Here is a 15,687-nt window from a genome sequence, read left to right as displayed (position 1 = left end):
CCTTCGGTCCTTCTGGGCGGTGGGGTGGTTGCACAGTGTGCGCTCCTGACGTCGCCCCCCGTGCAAAACACGAGTGAAAGGCAACGGGCTGTCAGGTGAACGCGAGTGGCTCAATGTAGCCCCTAAATCTCCTCTCATGAACCCCCAAATTGGCAACGTCGCGGCCATCTTTTTCGATCACTTTGGTCCCCGGCCCGGAGTGCCCGTAATCCTGGTCCGCGGACGTCCGTTCCACCACACGGCAAGGGCCCCCCGGACGGCGGTCCCGACGGCTTCCAGCTGCCGTACAAACAACCTCTGACCTGTGAGGATGTGAGAAAGCCCGGACGTGCCCGCGGAAGGCCCCGGCCGTCGGCCGGGCGGATGATCCCGGTCCCCTCCCCGACCGCCCGGAGATCGAACGGACGGCCGTCGGTGACGTGTCCGCGGGCAGGTGCCGGGGCCGTGCCCGGCAGCGCTTGGCGCCCTGCACCAAGTGGCCCGGCAGGACGGGGTCGAATTGGACCGATCCGTTGGGCCATCCGGCTGGTCCAATGGGCAGGTGACGATACGGATCCTGCCCCCGCCCGGGGCCCCGCGCCGACTGGCCGCCGCCCAGCTGAGCAATTCCGTCGGAGACGGCGCCTACTACGTGTGTTCGGCCCTCTATTTCACCCGGGTGGTCGGTCTCTCGCCCACCCAGATCGGCCTCGGGCTGACGCTCGCGTGGGCGGTCGGCTCGGTCGCGGGCGTTCCGCTGGGGGCGCTCGCCGACCGGCGCGGCCCGCGCGGCACCTCGGTGCTGCTGGCGCTGGCCACCGCCGCCTCCGTGTCCTCGTTCCTGTTCATCCGCTCGTTCTGGGCCTTCCTGCTCGCCGTCGTCGTCTACGCCACCGCCCAGTGCGGGCTGGCGGCCGCCCGGCAGGCGCTGCTCGCGGGGCTCGTGGCCCCGCAGGAGCGGACGGGGGTGCTGGCCCACCTCCAGTCCGTGCTGAACGCCGGGCTGGCGCTGGGCGCCGCGCTCGGCGGGCTCGCCCTGAGCGCCGACACCGAGCGGGCCTACCTCGCGGTGTTCGTGCTCGACGCGGTGAGCTTCCTGGTCTGCGCCGCCGTACTGCTGCGGCTGCCCGCGGTGGCCCCGGTACCGCAGCGGGCGGCGGGGGAGCCGCGGCTGGCGGTGCTCCGCGACCGGCCGTACGCGCTGGTCACGCTGCTGAACGCGATCCTGCTGCTGAGGATGCCGCTGCTGAGCCTCGCGATCCCGCTGTGGATCGTCGAGCGCACCAGCGCCCCCGGCTGGCTGGTGTCGGCCCTGTTCGTGCTCAACACCGTCGCCGTGATGCTGTTCCAGGTGCGGACGGCGCGGCCCGTGACCGACCTGGACCGTGCCCGCCGGGCGGTCCGGACGTCCGGGCTGGTCATGGCCGCCTCGTGCGCCGTGTTCGCCCTCTCGGCGCTGCCCGGGGCGGGCTGGGCGGCCGCGGCGCTGCTCGTCGCGGGGGCGGTGCTCCAGGTGGACGCCGAGATGCGGCAGTCCGCCGGGTCCTGGCAGATCGGCTTCTCGCTGGCCCCGGCCGATCGGATCGGCCAGTACCAGGGCTTCTTCGGGACCGGGGTACCGATCGCGCGGACCCTGGGACCGCTGGTGCTGACCTCGCTGCTCCTGCTCTGGGGGATCCCCGGCTGGCTGCTGCTCGGCGCGGTCCTGCTGGCCGCCTCGTACGCGATGGGCCCGGCGGTCCGCCGGGCCGGGGCGGTGCACCGGGGGACCGAGCCCGCGGGGGCCGTCGTAGGGGCGCCGTAGCCGCAGGCGGCGGCGGTCCGGCCGGGGACGGTCGTCAACTTCGCGGGCACCGGTCATCCTTGGCTCCACCGTGGCGGGCCGCGCCTTCGCCGCGGTCGCCCGCGCGCTCTTCCGCTGGGCGTTCGCGACGTCCGGCCCGGCGACCGCGGGCCGGGAGCGCGCGCAGGACGCGGCGGCCGGCGCCCGGTCCCGCCGCCTGCCCCTTACCGTCCCCAACACACCGTTCCCGCACAGCGCTTCACGGAAAGACGAGACACCCCCCACCATGTCCGGATCCCGCATCACCTTCCTCGAGGGCCAGGCCGGCCAGGGCGCCGCCCTCGCCCGGATCGCCGACCGCGTCCGCAGCCAGCTGGCCGCCCCGGAGCGCGCCGCGCTGCGCGCCGCCCGTCGCCCCCTGTTCACCGGCATCGGCGCCTCGTACGCCGCCCTCGCCGTCCCCGTACAGCAGTTGCGGAAGGCCGGGGTCGTCACCCAGCGCGTCCTGTCCAGCGAGATCGAGACCGGCACCGCCGGCTTCGACACCGACTGCCTGATCGCGGTCTCCCAGGGCGGCCGCAGCCGCGAGACCGTCGCCGCCTGCCGGTCCGCCGCCCCCGGCATCACGCGGACCGCGCTGCTCAACGTCTTACCGTCGCGGCTCGGCGAGCTCGCCGACCTCACTGTCGGCCTCGGCAACGAGCCCGACTCGTACGCCTCGACCATCGGCTACACCGGCACGGTCGTCGCCCTCGACCTGATCGCCGGGGCCGTCGCGGGCCGCGCGCAGGACCCGTGGGGCGACATCGCCGAGCAGACCGCGGCAGTCCACGGGCAGGCTGCCGAGGTGGTCGCGGGCCTGCGCGAGCGCGGCGCCCGCTGCATCGCCTCCGACACGGTGGCGGCCGGGGCCTCGTGCGCCTCGGCCGAGGAGGGGGCGCTGCTGCTGCGCGAGGTGGTCCGGATGACCGCGGCCGCCTCGGCGACCCGCAACTACCTGCACGGGGAGATGGAGTCGGCGGGCAACACCCTCCACCTCGTCTTCGGTGACGGCCGCGAGATCGAGCTGGCCCGCTCGCTGGCCGGCGCCGGGCACCTCACGCTGCTGCTGACGACGGCCCGGGTCGAGCCGGCGGACAGCCTGTCGGTGATCCGCCTGCCCGAGGTGCCGGACGCCGTGCGCGTGGTGCTGGAGACGGTGGTCCTGCAGGAGCTGGTGGCCCGGCTCAGCGCCGAACGGGGCGTACCGATCGAGTCGTTCGTCTTCGCCCACGACGACACGAAGTGGCCCGACCCCAGGGCTGCCGCGAGGAACGCCCGGCCTCCGGCGCCGGTCGCCCCGTGCAGGCCGTGAGCCGCCGGACCGTGGCCACCTGAGATCATCCGTGCATGGACTTCGTGACGGAACTGGCCCGCTTCGCGGCCACGGGGAGGCTCGGTGCCTTCCACGTCGGCGCGCACCTGCACGACCTGGTGGCCGTGCACGGCGAGCCGGACTGCTCGTGGCCGGTGCACAAGGGGCGGCGGTGGCCGCACTGGTTCCATCACGGGAGCCTGGAGAACGTGTACTGCCGGTGCCGACTGCTGCACTCGATGAGCGTGGACACCTGGCGGGACGCGCTGGAGATCCCGGGCCCTGGCGCGGGGGAGTCGTACCGCGGACCGGTGTCCGTCACCGAGTCGCGGCTCACCGCGGCGCTCGCCGACGCCGGGGTCGCGTGGCGTACCGAGTGGTCCGAGCGGCTGCCCGAGCAGCGGACCCTCTACGCGGAGCCCGTGCCGCAGACCATGGTGAGCTTCGTCTTCGTGGCCCGCTGCTGTGACACGGAGCCGATCGCGGAGGACTGGCTGCTGCACACGGTCTCCTCGTACGCCCTGGACCACCGGGAGTGCCCGGCGGCCGACCCTGCTCTGCCCGACGACGGATACGGAGCCTGAGGTGGAGGACGTACTGCGCCGGCTGGCCGCCGTCGGGCCCTTCTTCGCCGTGCCGTACGGGAAGGAGCCGCCCGGGGACGGTTTCCGGCCGCTCGGCGAGCTCTACGGGGCGCAACTCGAGCCGTACGTCGCCGAGGTGGGGCGGCGGATCCGGAGCGGTTCCGGCCGGGTCGCGGCGTCGACCGCGCAGTTCGGGATCGCCTCGCGGCTGTGGTCGCTGGGCCTGGGCTGCGCCGCGCTGGGCGGGCGGATCCCGGACCTGGGGGCCGAGCGGGTGTGGTGGCGGCTGCCCGCGGCGGGGTCGCTGGAGCTGTGGCTGCCCGAGCCCGCTGCGGGAGCGCTGCCGGCCGCGGCGCTCGGGGAGAGCGTGCTCGGCAACCTCGGTGTCCTGGACGCGCGCCTGCGGGAGCGGTACGGGGTGTCGCCCAAGGTGCTGCGCGGGAACGCCGCGTCGGGGCTGGTCGGGGCGCTGCGGGTGCTGATCGACCGGGTCCCGGGCGGCCCGGCGGTGTCCATGGCCGCCGAGCTGCTGGCCGAGGGCGGGGCGCTCGGCGGGACCGGCACCTTCATCCACGAAGAGGGGCTCGGGGTGGCCTTCGTACGGCGCAGCTGCTGCCTCTACTACCAGGTGCCCGGCGGCGGACTCTGCGGCGACTGCGTGCTGCGGACCAGGTAGCCGGACAGGGCCGTTCGGAGCAGCCGAGGGTGTGGCGGGCACCGATCCGCCGGGGCCGCCTCCTACGGTCCCTGCCATGACGCACGCTCGCCCACCGCAGCCGCAGCCCCGCCCGGAGACCTCCTGGGTGCTGTCCCGGCGCGCCGCCCTGACCGGCCTCGCCGCAGGCGCCGGAACCCTCGCCGTCGGCGCCGCCGCCGGCTGTGCGGCCGCCACGCCCCGGGCGGCTGCGGCGGCCCCCGACCCCTCGCCGGGAGCCATGAAGCTGTTCGACGACCCCGGGTACAACTTCGCCGGGCTCCTCGCGCTCGGCGCGGCCGGCATGCGCGCCTCCGAGGTGGGCGAGGTGCTCACCGCCGTCAACGCCATCAATACCGCCGGGCTGTCCGCGCAGACCTTCACCGACACCTTCCGCGCCTGGGGCGACCGGCTCGCCGCGCCCCCGGCCGCAGGCCGGCACGGTGGCGAAACCCCCTCGCAGACCCGCCGTTCCGCTCGCTGCGGGCCGCGCAGTACTACGCCCAGGCCCTGTTCTACGTCCTCGGCACCCGCAGCCCCGGCGACGAGGAGGCGGTCTACCTGGCCGGCCGCAAGGCCTGGGACGCCTTCGCCCGGCTCTGCTCCCCGGCCGCCGTCCGCGCGCAGGTCCCGTACGCGAAGACCCGCCTGCCGGTCTGGTTCTTCCGGCCCGACGACCGGGACGAGCCCCGCCCGACGGTGATCCTCACCAACGGCAGCGACGGGCAGAACCTGGACATGTGGACCTACGGCGTCGCGGCCGCCCTCGGGCGGGGCTGGAACGCGGTCGTCTACGACGGCCCGGGCCAGGGACAGCTGCTGTTCGTCGAGGAGATCCCCTTCACCACCCGGTGGGAGCAGGTGGTGGCCCCGCTCGTCGACTGGCTCGATGCCCGGGGGGACGTCGACAGCAGCCGGATCGCGATCACCGGCCTCAGCATGGGCGGGAACCTGGTCGCCCGGGCCGCCGCCTTCGAGCCCCGGCTCGCGGCCGTGGTGTGCATGCCCGGAGCGCCGAACCCCTGGCTCGGCTTCGACAAGGAGATCCGCGACATCGTCACCGCCGACAAGGCGGAGACCAACCGCGTCTGGAACGAGGACGTCGTCCCCGAACTCACCCCGGAACTCGCCACCACGGTCAAGAAGCGCTTCGAGATCTTCTCGCGGGAGGCCCTGCGCGAGGCGCGCGCCGGCCGGGTGTTCAAGGACCTCTGGACTCCCGCGCAGGTCGCGATCGGGCTCGACATCACCAAGGTCGTGCCGCGGATCAAGGCGCCGACGCTGGTCCTCGACTACGACTTCGAGCAGTTCTACCCCGGCCAGCCCCGGCAGATGTACGAGCTGCTGCGCTCCAAGCGCGAGTACGTGAAACTGACGGCGGCCACCGGGGCGCAGTTGCACTGCTCCCCGATGGCCCCGCAGCAGCACTGCGACGTCGTCTTCGACTGGCTCGCCGACGTCCTGCAGCGTTAGTGCTTCAGCTCGACGGACCTCAGAACGTGAGGTTCCAGGCGTCGATCTTGCCGGTGTCCGCGTTGGCGTTGTCGTTCACACGGAGCTTCCAGAGGCCGCCTGCGACCTCGGAGGAGGCGTTGACGGTGAAGCTCTGGACGATGTTGTCGGTGCCGCCGCCGGCCCGGTTGCTCAGGGTGTAGACGGTGCCGTCCGGTGCCACCAGGTCGACCTTGAGGTCACCGATGTAGGTGTGCTTGATGTCCACGCCCACCTTGAGGGTGGCCGGCGCGTTGCCGGTCACCCCGCTGACGGTGATGGGGCTCTCCACGGTGGCGTTGTCGTTGATCGCGAAGTCGCCGAGGTTCTCGAAGTACTTCCCGGGCGGCGGGGTGGAGCCGACCGCCTTCAGCGCGTCGACCTGGCCCTCGCCGAAGAACGAGTTGTTGGCCGCGGTGCCGGTGCAGCGGTTGTCCGAGGGGCAGGCGATGTCGTTGGCCTGGGTGGCCAGCTTGTCGCGCAGCTGCGCCGGGGTGATGCCGGGGTTGGTGCTGGCGAGCAGCGCCGCGACGCCCACGACGTGCGGGGTGGCCATTGACGTGCCGCTCTTGGTGCCGTACTTGCCGCCCGGCAGGGTGGAGTAGACGTCGCTGCCCGGGGCCGCGACGTCGATGACGCCCGAGCCGAAGTTCGAGAACGAGGCCTTGGTGGTACCGGTGCCGTTCGCCGCGACCGTGACGACGCCCGGGAGCTCGGTCGGGATGTCGAGGCAGGCGTTGGTGATGGTGCGGGTGACCGGCGTCGAGTCGTTCGGGCTCGCGGAGTCGGTCGTCTTGTGGGCGAGGTCGTAGTCCTCGTTGCCCGCCGCGGCGACCTGGAGGGAGCCCTTGCCCTCCGCGTACTCCTGGGCGCGCTTGACGCCTTCGATGATGGCGGCCTGGTCGATGTTGTCCGGGCAGTTGAACTGCCACGGGTCCGTGTAGTAGCTGTTGTTGGTGACCTTGAAGCCGTGGTCACCGGCCCACACGAAGCCGCAGATGGTGTTCTCGGCGAAGAAGAACGAGTTGCCCGGCTCGGCGACGCGGACCGCGGAGATCTTCACGCCGGGGGCCACGCCGACGACGCCCTTGCCGTTCTTGGCGGCCGCGATGGTGCCCGCGACGTGGGTGCCGTGGGTGTCCACGTCCCGCCAGGCGCCCGTACGGGTGTCCGGCTTGCCGTACGCGCAGGAGACGGAGTCGGCCGCGTTGAAGTTCGGCGCCAGGTCCTGGTGCTGGTCGTCCACACCGGTGTCCAGGATGCCGACCTTGACGGAGGCGGAGCCGGTGGTGACGGCCCAGGCCTGGTCCGCCTTGATCTGGCTCATGTCGGCGCGGACGGGCTCGCCGGCCGGGGTCGCCGACTGCGCCGGGTTGGCGGGCAGCGCCGGGTTGTAGGCATCGGCCGGAACGTCCGAGGTGCGGGTGGCCCCGACCTGCTGGACCCCGCCGACCCCGCGCATCGCCGTGGCGAAGCCGGCGGAGGAGGAGTGGGCGACGATCACGCCGATGGCGTCGAAGTTCGAGAAGACGGTGCCGCCGTTGGCAGCGACGGCGGAACGGACCGCAGAGCTGTCACCGGGGGCGGTGATCACCAGGTAGGCGCGGGTGCCGGCAACCCAGGTCGCACTCTGGGAGGTCGGCGCCGCGGCCGCAGCCTTGGCGGGGGCGGACGGGACGGACTGGCCGGACGGGGAGACCGGGGCGGTGCCGGCGAGCGCGGCGGGTGCCCCGAAGGCGAGGGCTGCGCCGAGCGTGGCGGCGAGCACGAGAGTGCGTCGAGGTCGGCTGGATATGTGGGGTATCAATGCGTCCTCCGAAGACGGCCCGGTGGTGCTCATGGCACCTACCGGGCCGTACGAAACGAGTGGTGGACGCAAGATGTCAGACGCGTGCCCCGGTATGGAAGTACCTTTTACCGCACGACACTTCACAGCCCCATGGCCGAAAATCGACCATGGGGCTGCGTGAGGGCCGACCGGGCTGGGCACCATGGGGGCGAGCCCTGCCCGGCCGGCCCCTGGCGGGGCGTGCCGCTTACACCGGCACACCCTCCTTGGCGTCGGCCGGCGACTGGCCGGGCACGGTGGGGAGCTCCGTGCCGTGGCCGTCGTCGACCAGCGTGGTCTCGTCGAACTCCAGGCGTCCTGCGAGGACTTCGGTGGCCCGCTCGCGGTCGAACTCCTTGGTCCACGTACCGATGAGCACCGTCGCCACCGCGTTGCCCGCGAAGTTCGTCAGCGCCCGGGCCTCGCTCATGAAGCGGTCGATGCCCACGATCAGCCCGACGCCGTCGACGAGTTCCGGCCGGTGCGACTGGAGCCCGCCCGCCAGCGTCGCGAGCCCCGCACCGGTCACGCCGGCCGCGCCCTTCGAGGCCACGATCATGAACAGCAGCAGCGAGATCTGCTCGCCGATGGCCAGCGGCTTGCCCGTCGCCTCCGCGATGAACAGCGAGGACATCGTCAGGTAGATCGCGGTCCCGTCCAGGTTGAAGGAGTAGCCCGTCGGCACCGTGATGCCGACGACCGGCTTGGAGACGCCCAGGTGCTCCATCTTCGCGATCAGCCGGGGCAGCGCCGATTCCGAGGACGAGGTGGAGAGGATCAGCAGGAACTCGCGGCCCAGGTAGCGCAGCAGCGAGAAGACGTTGATCCCGGTGCACACCCGCAGCAGGGTCCCGAGGACCACGAACACGAACAGCAGACAGGTCGTGTAGAAGCCGATCATGATGACGGCGAGCGACTTCAGCGCGTCGATGCCGGTTGCGCCGACCACCGCCGCGATGGCGCCGAACGCGCCCACCGGCGCCGCCCACATGATCATCGCCAGCACCCGGAAGACCAGCTTCTGCACGTGCCCGATCCCGCGCAGCACCGGCTCGCCCGCCGTGCCCATGGCCTGGAGCGCGAACCCGCACAGCAGCGCCACGAGCAGCGTCTGGAGCACCTGGCCCCCGGTGAACGCGGAGACCAGGGTGGTCGGGATGATCCCCAGCAGGAACTCGGGCGTCGTCTGCGCCGCGCCCGCCTTGGCCTGCGCCTCTCCCGCGTGCTTGACGGCCTCCGTCAGGTGCAGTCCGCTGCCCGGCTCGAGCAGGTTCCCGACGACGAGCCCGATGGCCAGCGCCACCGTGGACATGATCATGAAGTAGCCGAGGGCGAGGCCGCCCACGGCGCCGACCTTCGCGGCCTTGCGCACCGACCCGATGCCCAGCACGATCGTGCAGAAGATCACGGGCGAGATCATCATCTTGATGAGGTTCACGAAGCCGGTGCCCAGCGGCTTGAGCTCCACGGCCGTGTCCGGCGCGGCGAAGCCGACGGCGATGCCGAGGAGCACCGCGGCGATCACCGCGATGTAGAGATAATGGGTCTTGTCGCGTCTGCCGGCCACGGCTCGCCTCCTGGTGGTGAATACGTCCCGGGAGGACCATCGCCCGAGGCTGTGACCCCGGTCACCCTTGCGTTCATTGAGTTCACGGCCGGGTGCACACTGAACGCCATGTTCCGGTTCCCTCGCCCCCCGCGAAGTCTCGCCGGCCAGCTCTTCGCCATGCAGGTGCTGCTGGTCGCCGTGGTCGTCGCCGGCTGCGCGGTCTTCGCGTACGCCACCGCCCGCGGGCAGGCCGAGGAGTCCGCCCGGCGCCAGGCGGGGGCCGTGGCCCGCGCGGTCGCCGACTCCCCGTCCGTCCGCGAGGCCGTACGCGGCGCAGCCCGGGGCGCCGACCCCTCGGCGGCGCTCCAGCCCTACGCCGAGCGGGTCCGGGTGGATTCCGGGGTGGACTTTGTGACGATCATGGCCCCGGACGGGCGGCGCTGGACCCACCCCGACCCCCGCCGCATCGGTGAGCCCTTCATGGGGAACACCGCCCGCGCCCTGCGCGGCGAGACCTTCAGCGAGACCTACACCGGCACCCTCGGGCCCTCCATCCGCGTGGTCACCCCGCTGATGGACGACGGCAAGGTCATCGGCATGGTCAGCTCCGGCATCACCGTCCGCGCGATCAGCGCCCGGCTCGCGCAGCAGCTCTCCGTCCTCGCCTGGGTCGCGGCCGGTGCGCTCGCCCTCGGCGGAGTCGGCACGTACATCGTCAACGCCCGGCTGCGCCGGCACACGCACGGGATGAACGCGGCCGAGCTCAGCCGGATGTACGACTACCACCAGGCGGCCCTGCACGGGGTCCGCGAGGGCCTGCTGATGCTCGACGGTCAGCGCCGGATCACCCTGATCAACGACGCCGGGCGCGAACTGCTCGGCCTGCCGGGGGACATCAGGGGCACCGGCGCCGCCGACCTCGGCCTGCCCGCACCGCTCACCGGCGCCCTGCTCGCCGACCGGCCCCGGGTGGACGAGGTGCACCTGACCGCGGACAGGGTGCTGGTCCTCAACAGCTCGCCCGTCGCGGGCGGCGGCCGCCGCGGCACCGTGGTCACCCTGCGCGACCACACCGAACTCCAGTCGCTCACCGGCGAGTTGGATCAGGAGCGGGGATTCACCGAAGCGCTGCGGTCCCAGGCCCACGAGGCGGCCAACCGGCTGCACACCGTGGTCTCCCTCATCGAACTCGGCCGCGCGGACGAAGCGGTGGAATTCGCCACCGCCGAACTGGAGCTGGCCCAGGCCCTCACCGACGAAGTGGTCACCGGCGTCGGAGAACCCGTCCTGGTGGCGCTGCTGCTGGGCAAGGCCGCCCAGGCGCACGAGCGGGGCGTCGAGCTGGTCCTCACCCCCGACAGCCGCGCCGTCGACGGCCGGACCGGAACCGTCCCCGCCCGGGACCTCGTCACCGTGCTCGGCAACCTCCTCGACAACGCCGTCGACGCCCTCACCGGCGTCCCCGCCGCCAGGATCGCGGTCACCGTCCGGCCCGAGGGGGACGCGCTGCTGCTCCGCGTCACCGACAACGGGCCCGGCCTGCCCACGGGCGCCGCGGCCGATGTGTTCCTGCGCGGCTGGTCGGGCAAGGGAGAGGGGCGCGGCCTCGGCCTCGCCCTGGTCCGCCAGGTGGCCCACCGGCACGGAGGCAGCGCGGTCGCCTCCGAAGGGCCGGGCGGGGGAGCGGAGTTCACCGTACGACTGCCCGTGCGAAGGGAGCCCACGCCATGAGCGACGCACGCGAGGTGCGCGAGGCACGCGAGGCGCCCGCGGTATCCGGGGTGCGGGTGCTGGTGGTCGAGGACGATCCCGTCGCCGCCGACGCGCACGCCCTGTACGTCGGGCGGGTGCCCGGCTTCACCGCCGTCGGCGCCGTCCACTCGCTCGCCGAGGCCACCCGGGCCCTGGAGCGGACCCGGGTGGACCTGCTGCTGCTCGACCTCACCCTGCCCGACGGGCACGGGCTGCGCTTCGCCCGCCGGCTGCGGGCGTCCGGGCATCCCGTGGACGTGATCGTGGTGACCTCGGCGCGGGACCTGGCCGTGGTGCGCGAGAGCGTCTCGCTCGGCGTGGTCCAGTACGTACTGAAGCCGTTCGCCTTCCCGACGCTGCGCGAACGGCTGCTGCGCTACGCCGAGTTCCGCGCGACGGCGGGGGAGGCGGCCGGCCAGGACGATGTGGACCGGGCACTCGCCGCCCTGCGCGCCCCGGGCCCCGCCGAGCTCCCGAAAGGGCTCAGCGCGCCGACCCTGGACCGGGTCGGCGCGCTGCTGCGGGCGGCGCCCGAGGGGCTGACCGCCGCGGGGGCGGCCGAGGCGGCCGGGATCTCCCGGATCACCGCCCGCCGCTACCTGGAGCACCTGGTGGACACCGGGCGGGCGGACCGCACCCCCCGGTACGGCCAGGTCGGCCGCCCCGAGCTGCACTACCGCTGGCTGGCGGCGGCCGGGACCGGCTCGGTGTCGAACGTGTAGAACTTCCGGTGGTCCAGCATGTCCGCCGGGGTCACGTCGTTCCACGGCCGCATGGTGTCGTGCAGGTCGACGACGTTCGTGGTGCCCGCGGCCGGCAGGTACGCGGACTTCGGGTTGCGGGCCTGCCACTCGGCCCACAGCTTGTCGACGAAGGCGTGGTGCATCCAGAACACCGGGTCGTTGGGGGAGACGCCGGTGCCCATCTGGCCGCCGACCCACACGTGGACCCGGTTGTGGAGGTTGGCGCCGCGCCAGCCCTCCAGGTGGTTGCGGAAGCCGTTCGAGGAGCTGTTCCAGGGGGCCATGTCGTACACCGGCATGTTGAGCACGGCGTCCACCTCGGCCTTCGTCGGCAGCTCGGACACTCCCGCGCCGAGCGCCCGGCGCAGGTACGCGCGTCCGTCCACCCGTACGTTTATCGGCCACTTGCCGTTGGCGGACGCGAACGGCCCGTCGAGGACCTGTCCGTCGCGGGCCCGGCCGGTGCCGCCCAGGAAATCGGCGGCCCAGAGGGAGGAGCGGGTGGTGCGGTCCGCGCTCCAGTCCCAGTACGGGAGCGAAACCTTCGGGTCCACTTTCTGCAGCTCGGCCTCGAACTCCAGCAGGAAGCGGCGGTGCCAGGGCAGGAACGAGGGCGAGCGGTGGCCGACCCGGTCGCCCGAGTCCGTGTCGGCCATGATGAACCCGTTGTGGGTGGTGACGAACCGGTCGTAGGTACCGGTGCGCTTGAGCTCGAGCAAGGCGCTGGTGAAGGCGCGCTTCTCCTCGGCGCTGAGGGCGGCCTGGTTCTTGCGGACGGTCATGCCGTGCCTCCCATGGGCGCGAACGGGGCGAGGACGGCGCCCTGCAGCTCGCGCACGGCGGCGCGGGCGAGCGAGGTCGGATCGGCGAAGGTCTCGTAGTGGTTGACCACGCTGATCCAGGTGTCGTCGGCGTTGCGCATGACGTGCAGTTCGCTGCCGTCTATCCGGACGGTCGGCAGTCCGTCGTGGCCGCCCCCGTGGTGGCCGCCGTGGTGGCCGCCCCCGCCCGGGGTGATCTGTATGCGGCGGCCCTGGTACACCTCGTCGACCGTGCCGGTGGGTAGGGAGGCGCGGGAGTCGGTGGCGGCTGCGTGCGCGGTGGCGCCGGCGATGCCGAGGACGGTGAGAGCGCCGGCGGTGGTGCCCAAGGCCTGCCGGCGGGTGATCTTGTTCATGGGTCGAAGAAGTATCAGGACGGCAAAGGCCGTTGACCGGTATCCGGACATCCATGGATAAGTTGCCCGTAGAACCAGTTGGCTGATCTTCCCGTCCGCACCGGTTTCAGCGGCCCGGACGGAAAGATCTTCGAACAGAAGGCTACTCGACAGTAAGTTATCCCGTCGCGTGTGGCTCCTATGGAGAGGGTCACACCGCGGAGTCGGCCGGAAGCTCTCGGTGTCGGCGCCCGAATCCTCCGCGGAGGGGGTTGAAGCGGTCCTTGTGATGATCAGTCACCTATAGTCCGGATATGGCTCTTCATGAGACGAAAGACGTACCCGCCGGTGACACCGACACGGACGTGTTCACGTCCGCGCTGAGCGGCCAGATCCTCCCCAAGTACCGGATGCCCGACGATCACTCGCCCACCGAGGTGGTCTACGAGCTGCTCAGCAACGAGCTCCTCCTCGACGGCAACGCGGCCCAGAACCTGGCCACCTTCTGCACCACCTGGTCCGACGACGGCGTACACCGGCTGATGAACCAGTGCCTCGACAAGAACATGATCGACAAGGACGAGTACCCGCAGACCGCCGAGATCGAGGCCCGCTGCGTCAACATCCTGGCCGACCTGTGGAACGCGCCGGTCGGCGGCGCGGCCACCGGCTGCTCCACCACCGGGTCCAGCGAGGCCGCCATGCTCGGCGGCCTCGCCCTCAAATTCCGCTGGCGCACCCGCCGCCAGGCCCAGGGCCTCCCCGTCGACCGGCCCAACCTGGTGTGCGGGCCCGTCCAGATCTGCTGGGAGAAGTTCGCCCGCTACTTCGACGTCGAACTGCGCCCGGTCCCTCTCGAGCCCGACGCCACCGGCCTGCGCCCCCATCAGCTCGCCGAGTACGTCGACGAGAACACCATCGGCGTCGTCGCCATCGTCGGCGTCACCTACACCTGCGACTACGAGCCCGTCGCCGAGATCGCAGCGGAACTCGACCGGATCCAGGCCGAGCACGGCTGGGACATCCCGGTCCACGTGGACGGGGCCAGCGGCGGCTTCGTCGCCCCCTTCCTCCACCCCGACGTGGTGTGGGACTTCCGGCTGCCGCGCGTCGCCTCCATCAACACCTCCGGGCACAAGTACGGGCTCGCGCCCCTCGGCGTCGGCTGGATCGTGTGGCGCACCGCCGACCTGCTGCCCAAGGAGCTCGTCTTCGACGTGGACTACCTCGGCGGCGACATGCCGACCTTCGCCCTCAACTTCTCCCGCCCCGGCGGCGAGGTCATCGCCCAGTACTACCTGTTCCTCAGGCTCGGCCGCGCCGGCTACCGGCGCGTCCACGAGGCCTGCGTCGCCACCGCCCAGTACCTGGCCGGGGAGATCGCCGCCATGGGCCCGTTCACCCTGCTCTACGACGGCCTCGGCGGCCTCCCCGCCGTCTCCTACCGGCTCACCGACCCGGCCGCGGCCGGGTTCACCCTCTACGACCTCTCCGACCGGCTGCGGATGCGCGGCTGGCAGGTGCCCTCGTACCCGCTGCCGGCCGCCCGCGACGACACCGTCATCCAGCGCGTGCTCATCCGGCACGGCGTGACCCGCGACCAGATCGCCCTGCTCGTCCAGGACCTGCGCCAGGCGGTGGACCACCTCACCGCCACACCCCCGCCGGTCCCGGCGACCGAGCCCCGCTCGGGGTTCCATCACTAGGGTGCGGTCGGGCTCGCCGCCGGGCGGTTGCGGCTGCCGCCGCGGGTCCACATCGCGCGCGCGGGGATCACGTACCGCCGTGCCATGCGGAACGCGGGGAGCGGGCTGCTGCTGACGGACTCCTTGTACGCCACGGCGGCCCGCCCCGTGAGGTACCAGCGGCGCGGGGTGTCGTCGCCGCGGGCGAACTGGATGACCGCGTCGCGGCGGCCGAGGCTGACCGGCTGGTGGACGTACCCGAACCGCAACGGCCGGGGCTCGCGGCCGGCCAGCCGCAGGGCGATGGCGTCGGCGGCGTACACGGCCGTGGGGATGCCGCTCTGGCACGTGCCGTGCACGACCCCGTACGCCTGGCGGACGGCGGCCGCGTCGCCCACCGCGTAGACCGACGGGTGGGAGACCGAGCGCAGGGTGGGGTCGGTGACGATCCGGCCCCGCCCGTCGGTGGTCAGGCCCGCTTCGGCGGCCAGTGCGGGCACCCGTACGCCGGTGGTCCACACGACCGCGTCGGCGGCCACGTGCGCACCGCCGGCCAGCGCCACACCGTCCGGCAGGACCTCGATGACCTCCGCGCCGGTGCGCACCCGTACGCCGAGCCGCGGCGCCCGGGACGGCGCCGGTGTCGCCGATCTCCGCGTAGGCGTACCCGAACGCCTCGCGCAGGACGAACACGGCCCGCTCCAGCGGCGACAGCGACTCCAGGATCAGCAGCATCGCGGTGGAAACGGTGTCCGCCAGGGCCACGTCGTCCGCGACGTCCGGGCCGGTCAGGAGCGGCTCGGGCAGCCAAGGCCCCACGTACGACTCCCGGCGGGCCTGGGCACTGCGCAGCCGGTCGATCGCCAGCCGGGTGGACGCGGACCAGATACGCCTCGGGGTCGGCCACCTGCTCCGCGTCCACCCGGCTCCAGCGCAGCCAGGCCTCCTGGACGACGTCCTCGGCGTCGGCGGCCCGGCCCAGGACGCGGTACGCGACCGCATGGAGCAGACCCCGGTGCTCGTGGAAGGCGCGATGCGCCTCGCTCTCCGCCGTTACAGCCGAAGCCCCTCCGTGTCCCTGTCCCTGTC

14 protein-coding genes and 1 pseudogene are annotated in these 15,687 nt (G+C 72.7%); 9 read left to right on the top strand and 6 right to left on the bottom strand.

All coding sequences use genetic code 11. The features are described 5' to 3' along the window. Positions 1–541: 541 nt before the first annotated feature. From OG299_RS05995 to OG299_RS05970, 6 genes are all read left to right on the top strand, one after another. Positions 542–1,783, top strand: coding sequence for an MFS transporter (locus OG299_RS05995; RefSeq protein WP_327360781.1), 1,242 nt, complete (start codon positions 542–544; stop codon positions 1,781–1,783). 70 nt (positions 1,784–1,853) lie between these two features. Continuing rightward, the gene (locus tag OG299_RS05990) at positions 1,854–3,116 is read left to right on the top strand and encodes an SIS domain-containing protein (RefSeq protein ID WP_327360780.1); all 1,263 of its coding nucleotides are present in this window, start codon (positions 1,854–1,856) and stop codon (positions 3,114–3,116) included. A gap of 35 nt (positions 3,117–3,151) precedes the next feature. Further along, positions 3,152–3,700, top strand: a complete 549-nt coding sequence (locus OG299_RS05985; protein ID WP_266635768.1) for a hypothetical protein — start codon at positions 3,152–3,154, stop codon at positions 3,698–3,700. Position 3,701: 1 nt separating this feature from the next. Continuing rightward, positions 3,702–4,376 carry a (2Fe-2S)-binding protein gene (locus tag OG299_RS05980; protein WP_327360779.1) on the top strand — a complete coding sequence of 225 codons (675 nt, stop codon included), beginning with the start codon at positions 3,702–3,704 and terminating at the stop codon, positions 4,374–4,376. Between the two features lie 76 nt (positions 4,377–4,452). Next, positions 4,453–5,097, top strand: a complete 645-nt coding sequence (locus tag OG299_RS05975) for a hypothetical protein (protein WP_327360778.1) — start codon at positions 4,453–4,455, stop codon at positions 5,095–5,097. Then, positions 5,094–5,867, top strand: a complete 774-nt coding sequence (locus OG299_RS05970) for an alpha/beta hydrolase family protein (protein ID WP_327360777.1) — start codon at positions 5,094–5,096, stop codon at positions 5,865–5,867. Before OG299_RS05975 ends, OG299_RS05970 begins: the two co-directional genes overlap by 4 nt. A gap of 19 nt (positions 5,868–5,886) precedes the next feature. Here the strand turns inward: OG299_RS05970 and OG299_RS05965 are convergent, their stop codons facing one another. Further along, positions 5,887–7,653: a S8 family peptidase gene (locus tag OG299_RS05965; protein WP_327364465.1), complete on the bottom strand. Its 1,767-nt coding sequence runs from the start codon at positions 7,651–7,653 to the stop codon at positions 5,887–5,889. 268 nt (positions 7,654–7,921) lie between these two features. Beyond that, positions 7,922–9,280 carry a cation:dicarboxylate symporter family transporter gene (locus OG299_RS05960; RefSeq protein ID WP_327360776.1) on the bottom strand — a complete coding sequence of 453 codons (1,359 nt, stop codon included), beginning with the start codon at positions 9,278–9,280 and terminating at the stop codon, positions 7,922–7,924. A 108-nt stretch (positions 9,281–9,388) separates the two neighbouring features. Between OG299_RS05960 and OG299_RS05955 the strand changes: the two genes are divergently transcribed. Both OG299_RS05955 and OG299_RS05950 read left to right on the top strand, forming a co-directional pair. Continuing rightward, positions 9,389–10,993 carry a sensor histidine kinase gene (locus tag OG299_RS05955; protein ID WP_327360775.1) on the top strand — a complete coding sequence of 535 codons (1,605 nt, stop codon included), beginning with the start codon at positions 9,389–9,391 and terminating at the stop codon, positions 10,991–10,993. Beyond that, the gene (locus OG299_RS05950) at positions 10,990–11,736 is read left to right on the top strand and encodes a response regulator (RefSeq protein WP_327360774.1); all 747 of its coding nucleotides are present in this window, start codon (positions 10,990–10,992) and stop codon (positions 11,734–11,736) included. The genes OG299_RS05955 and OG299_RS05950 overlap by 4 nt, the downstream gene beginning before the upstream one ends. Here OG299_RS05950 and melC2 read toward each other — a convergent pair. Together melC2 and melC1 are read right to left on the bottom strand one after the other, a co-directional pair. Further along, entirely contained in the window at positions 11,688–12,539 is an 852-nt protein-coding gene (gene melC2 / locus OG299_RS05945; RefSeq protein ID WP_327360773.1) for a tyrosinase MelC2, read from the bottom strand. The two genes, OG299_RS05950 and melC2, sit on opposite strands and share 49 nt — an antisense overlap. Beyond that, on the bottom strand, positions 12,536–12,934 hold the full coding sequence (gene melC1, locus OG299_RS05940) for an apotyrosinase chaperone MelC1 (protein ID WP_327360772.1): 399 nt from the start codon (positions 12,932–12,934) through the stop codon (positions 12,536–12,538). The genes melC2 and melC1 overlap by 4 nt, the downstream gene beginning before the upstream one ends. Before the next feature lie 293 nt (positions 12,935–13,227). Here melC1 and OG299_RS05935 point away from each other — a divergent pair, with 293 nt between their 5' ends. Continuing rightward, positions 13,228–14,619, top strand: a complete 1,392-nt coding sequence (locus OG299_RS05935; protein ID WP_327360771.1) for a glutamate decarboxylase — start codon at positions 13,228–13,230, stop codon at positions 14,617–14,619. Here the strand turns inward: OG299_RS05935 and OG299_RS05930 are convergent. Next, entirely contained in the window at positions 14,616–15,161 is a 546-nt protein-coding gene (locus OG299_RS05930) for an FAD-dependent oxidoreductase (protein ID WP_405706144.1), read from the bottom strand. The genes OG299_RS05935 and OG299_RS05930 overlap by 4 nt on opposite strands. Before the next feature lie 19 nt (positions 15,162–15,180). Beyond that, positions 15,181–15,607, bottom strand: a pseudogene (locus OG299_RS05925) (sigma-70 family RNA polymerase sigma factor); the annotation flags it as partial. Positions 15,608–15,687 lie beyond the last annotated feature (80 nt).

This window comes from Streptomyces sp. NBC_01296 (assembly GCF_035984415.1).
Lineage (GTDB): Bacteria > Actinomycetota > Actinomycetes > Streptomycetales > Streptomycetaceae > Streptomyces.
This window is presented reverse-complemented; position numbering and strand designations above follow the sequence as displayed.